This window comes from Amycolatopsis marina (genome assembly GCF_900111885.1).
GTDB lineage: Bacteria > Actinomycetota > Actinomycetes > Mycobacteriales > Pseudonocardiaceae > Amycolatopsis > Amycolatopsis marina.
The window spans coordinates 18,727-27,488 of record NZ_FOKG01000037.1; the positions used below are offsets into that span (position 1 = coordinate 18,727).

8 protein-coding genes and 1 tRNA gene are annotated in these 8,762 nt (G+C 68.0%); 2 read left to right on the top strand and 7 right to left on the bottom strand.

Features of this window, described 5'->3' with window-relative positions; genetic code table 11:
* Nucleotides 1–39: 39 nt before the first annotated feature.
* The 4 genes from BM199_RS31780 to BM199_RS31795 form a co-directional block, all read right to left on the bottom strand.
* Nucleotides 40–438, bottom strand: a complete 399-nt coding sequence (locus BM199_RS31780) for a VOC family protein (RefSeq protein ID WP_091679642.1) — start codon at nucleotides 436–438, stop codon at nucleotides 40–42.
* 138 nt (nucleotides 439–576) lie between these two features.
* Nucleotides 577–653 (bottom strand) — tRNA-Leu (locus tag BM199_RS31785).
* 30 nt (nucleotides 654–683) lie between these two features.
* Nucleotides 684–2,009, bottom strand: coding sequence for an NAD(P)/FAD-dependent oxidoreductase (locus tag BM199_RS31790; RefSeq protein WP_091679644.1), 1,326 nt, complete (start codon nucleotides 2,007–2,009; stop codon nucleotides 684–686).
* Nucleotides 2,010–2,110: 101 nt separating this feature from the next.
* Entirely contained in the window at nucleotides 2,111–2,797 is a 687-nt protein-coding gene (locus BM199_RS31795; protein ID WP_091679656.1) for a uracil-DNA glycosylase, read from the bottom strand.
* A gap of 53 nt (nucleotides 2,798–2,850) precedes the next feature.
* Here BM199_RS31795 and BM199_RS31800 point away from each other — a divergent pair, with 53 nt between their 5' ends.
* Both BM199_RS31800 and BM199_RS31805 read left to right on the top strand, forming a co-directional pair.
* Nucleotides 2,851–4,341, top strand: a complete 1,491-nt coding sequence (locus tag BM199_RS31800) for a S10 family peptidase (RefSeq protein ID WP_091679647.1) — start codon at nucleotides 2,851–2,853, stop codon at nucleotides 4,339–4,341.
* Nucleotides 4,342–4,366: 25 nt separating this feature from the next.
* Complete coding sequence (locus tag BM199_RS31805) at nucleotides 4,367–4,957, top strand: LURP-one-related family protein (RefSeq protein WP_091679650.1); 591 nt, start codon at nucleotides 4,367–4,369, stop codon at nucleotides 4,955–4,957.
* 66 nt (nucleotides 4,958–5,023) lie between these two features.
* Here the strand turns inward: BM199_RS31805 and BM199_RS31810 are convergent, their stop codons facing one another.
* From BM199_RS31810 to BM199_RS31820, 3 genes are all read right to left on the bottom strand, one after another.
* On the bottom strand, nucleotides 5,024–6,763 hold the full coding sequence (locus BM199_RS31810; RefSeq protein ID WP_245788981.1) for a S8 family serine peptidase: 1,740 nt from the start codon (nucleotides 6,761–6,763) through the stop codon (nucleotides 5,024–5,026).
* A gap of 229 nt (nucleotides 6,764–6,992) precedes the next feature.
* Nucleotides 6,993–7,946, bottom strand: a complete 954-nt coding sequence (locus BM199_RS31815; RefSeq protein ID WP_091679653.1) for a Ppx/GppA phosphatase family protein — start codon at nucleotides 7,944–7,946, stop codon at nucleotides 6,993–6,995.
* 24 nt (nucleotides 7,947–7,970) lie between these two features.
* Nucleotides 7,971–8,762 (bottom strand): lytic transglycosylase domain-containing protein (locus BM199_RS31820; protein ID WP_143101987.1); only part of this gene is annotated, 792 nt, incomplete at its 5' end.

An 8,762-nucleotide genomic window follows, 5' to 3' on the forward strand; every position in this document is an offset into this window, starting at 1 on the left:
GGCACAGGCCCTGGCCGCACCGGGGGGGCACAGCGCCCGTCAGAGTGGGTTGAGGCGGGCCTTGAGCAGACAGAACGCGTTGCCTTCGGGGTCGGCGAGGACGTTCCATTGCTCCTCGCCGGTCTGGCCGATGTCGGCCGGACGTGCCCCGAGCTTCAGGAGTCGTTCGAGTTCGGCGTCCTGATCGCGGTCCGTGGGGTTGACGTCGATGTGCAGCCGGGGCTTTCCCTGCTCCGGCTCGTTCCCGCTTCTGAGGATGATCGTCGGCTGCGGCCCGCCGAACCCTTCACGCGGTCCGATCTCGATGGCGTAACCCTCTTGACCCTCTTGACCCTGTTCGCGACCGAGCTCCACGAAGTCCAGAACCTCGCACCAGAACCGCGCCAGCATCTCGGGGTCGCCGCAATCAAGCACGAGCTCACTAATACGACATGCCATTGACGAAACCTACAGCAGGCAGGCGGCCCGGAAGGGCTGACCTTGAACGCGTGCTGCGTGAAGACGACTGAACGACGTCCGGGGGTATGCCGGGGAGATGATCTTGGACCGTATCTCCCCGGTGCCCTGACCTGGGTTTGGTGCCCCCGACGGGGATCGAACCCGCACTGGGTCGATTTTAAGTCGACTGCCTCTGCCGATTGGGCTACGGGGGCACCCGAGAGCCTATGCGATCGGCAGGACGATCAGGACTTCGAGGCCCTCTCGAACTCTTCCTTCGGCTTGTTGATCTGGCCGAGCGAGACGACCTCGCGACGGAACAGTCCGCCGAGCAGCCAGTCGAACGTGATGCGGACCTTGCGGTTGAACGTCGGCATCGCCTTGACGTGGTACGCGCGGTGCATCACCCAGGCGGGGAAGCCCTTGACCTTGACGTTGAATGTGTCGGCGACGCCCTTGTGCAGACCCAGGCTGGCCACCGAACCGACGTTCTTGTGGCAGTAGTCCACCGGCTTCTCGCCGCGCAGCACCTTGATCATGTTCTTCGCCAGGTGCCTGGCCTGACGCACGGCGTGCTGTGCGTTCGGCGGGCAGGTCGCCGTGGGGTCCGCCTCGGTCCTGGACAGGTCCGGCACGGCCGCGTTGTCGCCCGCGGTCCAGACGTCCGGGTGCCCCGGGACCTGCAGGCTCGCCGTGGCCTGCAGCCTGCCGCGCTTGTCGATCGGCAGGTCGGAGCTGGCCAGTACGGGGTTGGCCTTCACGCCCGCGGTCCAGATGATCGTGTCGCTGTCGAACTCGGTGCCATCGGAGAGCACCACGTGGCCGTTCTCGAACGACTTGGCCGCGGTCGAGAGGTACACCTCGATGCCGCGCTTCTCCAACTGCTCGGCGGTCCACACACCCAGCGTCTCGCGGACCTCGGGGAGGATCCGGCCCGCGGCCTCCACCAGGACCCAGCGAATGTCCTCCGGGTCGATGTTCTCGTAGTACCTGGTCGCGAAGCGGGTCATGTCCTCGAGCTCCGCGAGCGCCTCGATACCGGCGAACCCGCCACCGACGACGGTGAACGTGAGCAAGCGTTTGCGCAGCTCCGGATCCAGCGTGCTGGCGGCTTCGTCCAGCTTCGTCATCACGTGGTTGCGGAGGTAGATCGCCTCACCGATGGTCTTGAAGGCAATCCCCTGCTCGGCGAGCCCCGGGATGGGCAGCAGCCGGGCCACCGAGCCCAGCGCCACCACCAGCACGTCGTAGGACAGCTGCTCGACATGCCCGTCGGCGGCCTCGACCGTCACGACCTTGCGCTCGTGCTCGATCTGAGTCACCCGCGCGGTGAGCACATGGCAACGCCTCAGGACCCTGCGCAACGGGACCACCACGTGCCGGGGCTCGATCGCGCCGGCCGCCGCCTCGGGAAGGAACGGCTGGTAGGTCATATGCGGCTGGGGATCGACGACGGTGACCGACGCCTCGTTGGCTCGGAGCTTTTTCTGCAGACCAAGGGCTGTGTAGAGCCCTACGTATCCACCACCGAGAACCAAGATCCGAGTCGGTTCCGACTTCACTGCGGCCATACGGACATGCTCCCACCTCCGCACCCATCGCGCTCGCGCACCCCGGGCCGCTTGTGACCGGGGTCGCGTCCCGGTTGGAAACGATTCAGAAGGCCGCGCCGTCAGTCCACCAACGCGACCTCGGCAGCCCGGCGCAGCACGTCTCTGAGCATCGCGGGCGTCAGCTTTCCGGTCTGTGTGTTGCGCTGGGACACGTGATACGAGCCGAACACCCGCAACTTGCTCGGACCGTGCAGGACCAGTTCCGCTCCGTGACCGAACTTCGGCCGGGGTACCGGTACCCGCCACCCCGCCTCCGCGAGCACCGGCAACGTCGCCTGCCAACCGAACGCGCCCAGTACCAGCACCGCGCGCAACCTCGGCCGGAGCAGTTCCAGCTCACGCGACAGCCAAGGACTGCAGGTGTTCCGCTCGGCGGGCGTCGGCCGGTTGTCCGGCGGGGCACAGTGCACTGGCGCCGTCACCCTCGTGCCGCGGAGTTCGAGCCCGTCGCCGAGGTGGGTGGACGTGGGCTGCGAGGCGAGCCCGACGTCGTACATTGCCTGGAAGAGCACATCTCCCGACCGGTCTCCGGTGAACATCCGGCCGGTGCGGTTGCCACCGTGCGCGGCGGGAGCCAGGCCGACGATGGCGAGCGACGCGTCCGCGGGCCCGAACCCGGGCACCGGTCGGCCCCAGTACTCCTCCCCCGCGTAGGCGGCGCGTTTGGTTGCCGCCACTTCTTCGCGCCAGGCCACCAGACGCGGGCATGCGCGGCACTCGGACACGGCCGCATCAAGGGCGGCCATCGGTGCGGCGAAGTCGGTCACCCATCCATTGTGTCTGCTCTAGGTTGGAGGGCATGTCGCAGACACCACCCGAAGAGTCCGCCGAGCCACAAGCCGAGGCGGACGACAGCAAGCCCGAACCCACCGACGACCTGGTCACCACCAAGCACACCATGACGGTGAAGCGCCGCAAGCTCGCCTATACCGCCCAGACCGGGCGAATAGTGCTGCGCAAGGAGGTCGTGACCGACGGAAAGTTCGACGGGCACCTCCCCAAGGCCGAGGTGTTCCTGACCGCGTACACCTTGGACGGCGCCGAACCAGGCAGCAGGCCGGTGACGTTCGCGTTCAACGGTGGTCCCGGAGCGTCGAGCATTTGGCTGCACCTGGGGGTTCTCGGTCCACGCAGGGTGGTCTCCGGTGACGTCGACTCCCCCGAGCCGCCCCCGTACGGCCTCGCGGACAACCCCGACACCCTGCTCGCGCACAGCGACCTGGTGTTCATCGACCCGGTCTCCACCGGCTACTCACGTGCCGCCGCGGGTGAGAAGCCGAAGGACTACCACGGTTTCACACCCGACATCGAGTCCATCGGCGAGATCATTCGCTTGTGGACCTCCCGCAACGGCCGCTGGCTTTCCCCGAAATTCCTCGCGGGCGAGTCCTACGGCACGCTTCGCGCGGCCGCCCTGTCCGCGCACCTGCAACAGCGCCACGGGCTCTACCTCAACGGGTTGCTGCTGATCTCCTCGGTCCTCGACCTGGGCAGCGTCTTCTTCGCGGAGGGTAACGACCTCCCGTACTCGCTGTACGTCCCCACCTACGCCGCCATCGCGCACTACCACGGACTGCACGGCGATCGTCCACTGGCGGACGTGCTGGCCGAGGCGGAGGGATTCGCCTCGAAGGACCTGCCATGGGCTCTGTCCCGTGGAGCACGCCTGTCCACTGAGGAACGCGCCGAAGCCGTACGCAGGCTGGCCGCCATCACCGGCCTGAGCGAGTCGTATGTGGACCGGGTGAACCTGCGCATCGAGCACATCCGGTTCTTCACCGAGCTACTGCGTGACCGGGGACTGACCGTCGGCCGGATGGACGGCCGCTTCACCACCTGGGAGCCCGACGGCGGCCGGGAGCACATGAGCGACGATCCGGCGATCTCGCGCATCATCGGCGCCTACTCCGCCGCCTTCAACCACTTTGTGCGCGCCGAACTGGAGTACGAGAACGACCTGCCGTACGAGATCCTGTCGATGGACGTCAACCGCGCCTGGTCGTACTCCGACTTCGAGGGCCGGTCGGTGTCCGCTGTGGACAGCCTCAGCGCTGCCATGCGGGCGAATCCGCACCTGAAGGTGCACGTGGCACTCGGCCACTACGACGGCGCGACCCCGTACTACGCGGCCGAACACGTGCTCGCCCAGTTGGAGATCCCGGAGGAACTGCACGCCAACATCGAGTCGGCCTACTACCCCGCCGGGCACATGATGTACGTCCACGACGCCTCCCGGGTGCGGCAGGGCAAGGACCTCGGCGCGTTCGTCAAGGCAGCCTCAAACCGGTAACAACGAGAGCCACGAAGGAAAACACATGCCTCTGCAGGCAATGAGCACCTTGCACATGCACCAGAAGGTCACCTTCATGGTGAACCGGTACGAGATCTTCGCCGACGACGGGAACGGGGCGCCCGGCGACCTGATCGCCTTCGTCGAACAGAAGCGCATGAAGCTCAAGGAGCAGGTGACGATCTACACCGACAGCACGAAGTCCCGCGAACTCGCGGGGTTTCGCGCCCGCAAGATGATCGACCTCGGAAGCGGCTACGACATCCTGGACGGTGAGGGCAACGTCATCGGGCTCTTCCGCAAGGACTTCAAGAAGTCACTCACCAGCTCCACCTGGCATCTGGAACAGCCGGGGCAGCCGCCGATCACCGGCAGCGAGCGCAGTTCGGCCATCGCGATCCTGCGGCGGCTGTGGAACTTTATCCCGCTGATCGAGAACTTCCCGTTCCCGTTCCGCTATCACTTCGACTTCGCCCGAGACGGCAAGCAGAGTTTCAGCGTGGACAAGAACACCTGGATCCGCGACCATTACACGATCCGGATCGAAGACCCGGCACTCGACCGGCGTCTGGTCATCGCACAAGCTGTCGCCGTGGACGCGCTCCAGGCGCGCTAGTGTCGAACGCCGAATGGCGTTCTCCGGAGTAATCCGGAGAACGCCATTCGGATCGAAACCAGCCGATCAGCCGCGCAGGTAGCGCTTGCCGTTGGTCACCGCTGCCCAGGCGTCGACGGCACCGTGGCCGTAGAAGCCGTTGAAGGCCGGCGTGCCCTCACAGGTCGCGGTGAAGGACTCGTCCCTGCCCTCGTCGAGGTAGTCGACGGTCCGCGGGACCGGGCAGGCGATGTCGGCCGCGGTGCCCTCGAGGACCCGCTGCACCGCGTCCGGCCGCATTCCGAAGCCGCCCCACCTTGCCTTGCCGTACTCGGACACGATCAGCGCCGCGACGCCGCTGGCGTGCGGCGCGGCCATCGACGTGCCCTGCAGCCACTGGTAGTAGCCGACCCGGCCGTCCTCCGCCGTCGCCTTGCGCACCCCGAGCTGAGTGCCGAGCTCGGTGATGTCGCCGTTCTCGTCGACCGTGCCTTCGGCGACCGCGATGTTGTGCGGGTAGGCCGAGAGGATCAGGTTCTCGTTGGTGCGGTACCAGTCCGTGCCGATGTAGTCGCGGTAGTAGCCGCCCGGCGCGGACACCGAGATCTGCTCGGTGCCGTAGTTGGAGTAGTCCGCCTTCGCCTGCGATGGGCCGAACGCGGCGACCGTGATGGTGTGATCACCCTCGACCGGCATGGTCAGGCACGAGCTGTTGTCGATCTCGCGGTCGTGCTCGTTGCCCGCCGGGAAGTTCGGGCTGCTGGAGTCCGGCTTCGGGTCGCCGAGGTCGCTGTGCGAGTTACCCAGCGAAACCACCTTCGTCACACCCTTGCGGTGCGCGTAGCTCAGGGCGCGGTTGACGGCCTCGACCGTCGTGCGCTGCGCCTGCTGCTGTTCCGGGGTGTCGGCCGGGTTCGCGGCGCAGTTGTACAGCCACGGGTCGATGTAGAACGACATGTTGATCACGTCGATGCCCGCGTCGCCGGCATAGGTGATCGCGTCGACCGACGGCTGCAGGAAGAAGTAGCCCGAGTCCTGGCCCGCGCGCAGGTTCGCCAGCGTGACGCCGGGGGCGACCCCGGAGAGGCCGAAGCCGTTGGCCGCGGCGCCGATCGTGCCCGCGACGTGCGTGCCGTGACCGTTGCCGTCGTGGTCCACCGGGTCGATACAGCCGCGGAACTCACACGGTCCGTCGACCTCGGTGCCGTTCTCGTCGGCCGGGATGTCGCGAACGAAGTTGCGGGAGATGCCCTTGTTGAAGTTGGGCGCGATGTCCGGGTGCGAGCCGTCGACGCCGGTGTCGATGATGCCGACCTTGACTCGCTTGTCGCCCGGCTGCACCGTGCGCGCCATGTCCGAGCGGACGGACTTCAGACCCCACAGCTCCTCGTCGAGCGGGTCGGTGCCGACCGGCTCCGCCGCGGGCTTCGGGCCCTTCGGTGCCTTGTTCGGGGCGACGCGCCGGTTCTCCTTCTCGACCTCGTCCGGGGCCGGGGCGCCCGCACGCTTCGGGGCCTGCCCGATGGGGCGCGCCTCCGCGGCGCCGAACACGGCGGGGTCGTCCGCCATGCGCTCGGTGAAGCCCTGCTCCGGCGCGGTCGCGGTGATCAGGCCGACGGCCTTGTTCGTGCGGACGACGGTTCCCCCGGCCGCACGCACGGCCCGCTCGGCCGCGGACACGCTCTGTCCCTCGGCGGCGAGCACGGTGAACTCGGTGGCCGGACCGGACAGTTGCGGTTGTGCCGCCGCCGTGGGTGCGGCGAACCCGGCAATGCCACCCACCAACGGCACGGTCAGTGCCGCCAGCAGAAGTCTGGATCTTCTCACGCGGTTTCCTCCTCGAGAATAGTGAGAAGAACCTACAGAGAGATACACGAACGGGGCGGAACTTCCGACGAAAGTAGCGGGCCCATTCAGGCTAGCGGCGCGGAGCGCCTCGATGGGGGACGGTGGCCGGGTGACGGGAGGGCGAGCGGCGCGGAGCACCCGCACTTTCCCGGGAAAGTGCGACTCCGGAAGCGGCACTTTCCCGGGAAAGTGCGGGTGGGACTGGGGCTCAGGCCAGGGAGAGGGCGATTCCGTCGAGAATGTCGTGCTCGCTGACCACCAGGTTCCTCGGGCCGCCGCGGGTCGCGAGCTGTTCGGCGAGGACCTGCACGATGACCGCACCGCCGCCGATGACGTCGACGCGTCCGGGATGGATCACCGGGTTCGCCGCCCTGCTCTCGTGGTTCACACTCAGCAACTGCTGGGCGAGGGTGTCGATGTCGTCGCGCGACAATCGGTAGAGGTGGGTCCGCTCGGAGTCGTACTCCGGCAGCTCCTGCGCCACCGCCGCGAGTGTGGTGACCGTGCCTGCCACCCCGATCCACGTCTGTGCCTTGGCGACGTCGACGACATCGAAGGCGTCGGCGAGCACGGAGCCCGCCAGCTCACGCGCGGCGGCGATCTCGTCGCCCGTCGGCGGATCCGAGAGCAGCGTGCGCTCGGTGATCCGGACGCAGCCGATGTCCACCGATCGCGCCGCGATGACGTCCGCACCGCGGCCGTCCCAGTTGCCCAGCACCAGTTCGGTGGAGCCACCGCCGACGTCGACGACCAGGAACGGGCCGTCGTCGGGATCCTGCTCCCCCACCGCGCCCGCGAAGGACAGCCGCGCCTCCTCGTCACCGGTGATCACCTCGGCCTCGACCCCGAGCACCTCGCGGGTCATCGCGAAGAACTCGTCCCGGTTCTCGGCGTCCCGAGTGGCGGAGGTGGCAACCATCCGCACCTTCTCCGCACCCTTGCGCCGAGCTGCGATCGCGTAGTCGACCAACGCGGCGCGAGTGCGTTCCAACGCCTCTGGCGCGAGCCTTCCCGTGGCGTCGACACCCTGCCCGAGCCGGACGATCCGCATCTCCCGATGCAGATCGCGCAGGTCGACGGTGCCGTCGTGACGGAGCGTCAGCTCGGCGACCAGCAGACGGATCGAGTTGGTTCCACAGTCGATGGCGGCTACGCGAGGCATGCCGTCACCCTAACCGGCTCGAGGTCAGGTGGTCTGTGTGCCGCTGCCCTCGGGCTCGGTGCTCTTGGTGGTCTCGGTGTTGCCGTCGGTCTCGGACGGCTTCTCTTCCGGCAGCTTGTCCGCGATGCCGTCGCCGTCGGAGTCCACCTCACACGGCGGCAGCTCGTCGCCGGGCTCCGCACCGGACGGATCCCCGGACCCGCTTGTCTCCGCCTGACCCGTCTCCGGATCGACCGGAACGGGCTCGCACGTCGGAGGCTCCTCCTCCGGCGGCGTCGAACCCGGGGGCGTCGTCTCCGGCGGTGTCGTCGGGTCCGGGTCCGTCGAGTCCGGGTCCGTCGGTGTGGTCGGCTTTTCGGACTCGTCGTCCGAAGGCGGCGTCACCTCGGACGGCAGCTTCGTGCTCGGCGCGTCATCGCGGGGCTTCGCGGCCGTGGCCGGTGGCTTGGTCGTCGGGGGTGGTGGGGGTGTGGTGGGGTTGGGTGCGCCGGTGGTGGTGGTGTTGTGGGTGGTGCCGGTGGGCACGGTGCTGTCGGGGGTGGGGGTGACGCCGCCTCGGTAGGCGGCGGCCCAGAGGATGACGGTGTTGACGTAGGTGTCGGAGTGGTTGTAGCGGTAGACGGCGGCGCGGAGCTGTTCGGGGTCGGTGAGGTCGAAGCCGCCGGAGCAGAGGTAGCGGGCGGTGGCGAGGGCGGCGTCGTAGATGTTGTTGGGGTCGGCGGTGCCGTCGTTGTTGCCGTCGGCGGCGTAGTGGATCCAGGTGGAGGGGATGAACTGGGTGGGGCCGACGGCGCGGTCCCAGGTGGTGTCGCCGTC

What these genes read in the sequence shown, in the direction of transcription:
- BM199_RS31805 (WP_091679650.1), top strand. Translation starts at nt 4,367, where the DNA reads ATGCCTCTGCAGGCAATGAGCACCTTGCACATGCACCAGAAGGTCACC.
- BM199_RS31800 (WP_091679647.1), top strand. Translation starts at nt 2,851, where the DNA reads ATGTCGCAGACACCACCCGAAGAGTCCGCCGAGCCACAAGCCGAGGCG.
- BM199_RS31815 (WP_091679653.1), bottom strand. Translation starts at nt 7,946, where the DNA reads ATGCCTCGCGTAGCCGCCATCGACTGTGGAACCAACTCGATCCGTCTG.
- BM199_RS31795 (WP_091679656.1), bottom strand. Translation starts at nt 2,797, where the DNA reads ATGGCCGCCCTTGATGCGGCCGTGTCCGAGTGCCGCGCATGCCCGCGT.
- BM199_RS31780 (WP_091679642.1), bottom strand. Translation starts at nt 438, where the DNA reads ATGGCATGTCGTATTAGTGAGCTCGTGCTTGATTGCGGCGACCCCGAG.
- BM199_RS31790 (WP_091679644.1), bottom strand. Translation starts at nt 2,009, where the DNA reads ATGGCCGCAGTGAAGTCGGAACCGACTCGGATCTTGGTTCTCGGTGGT.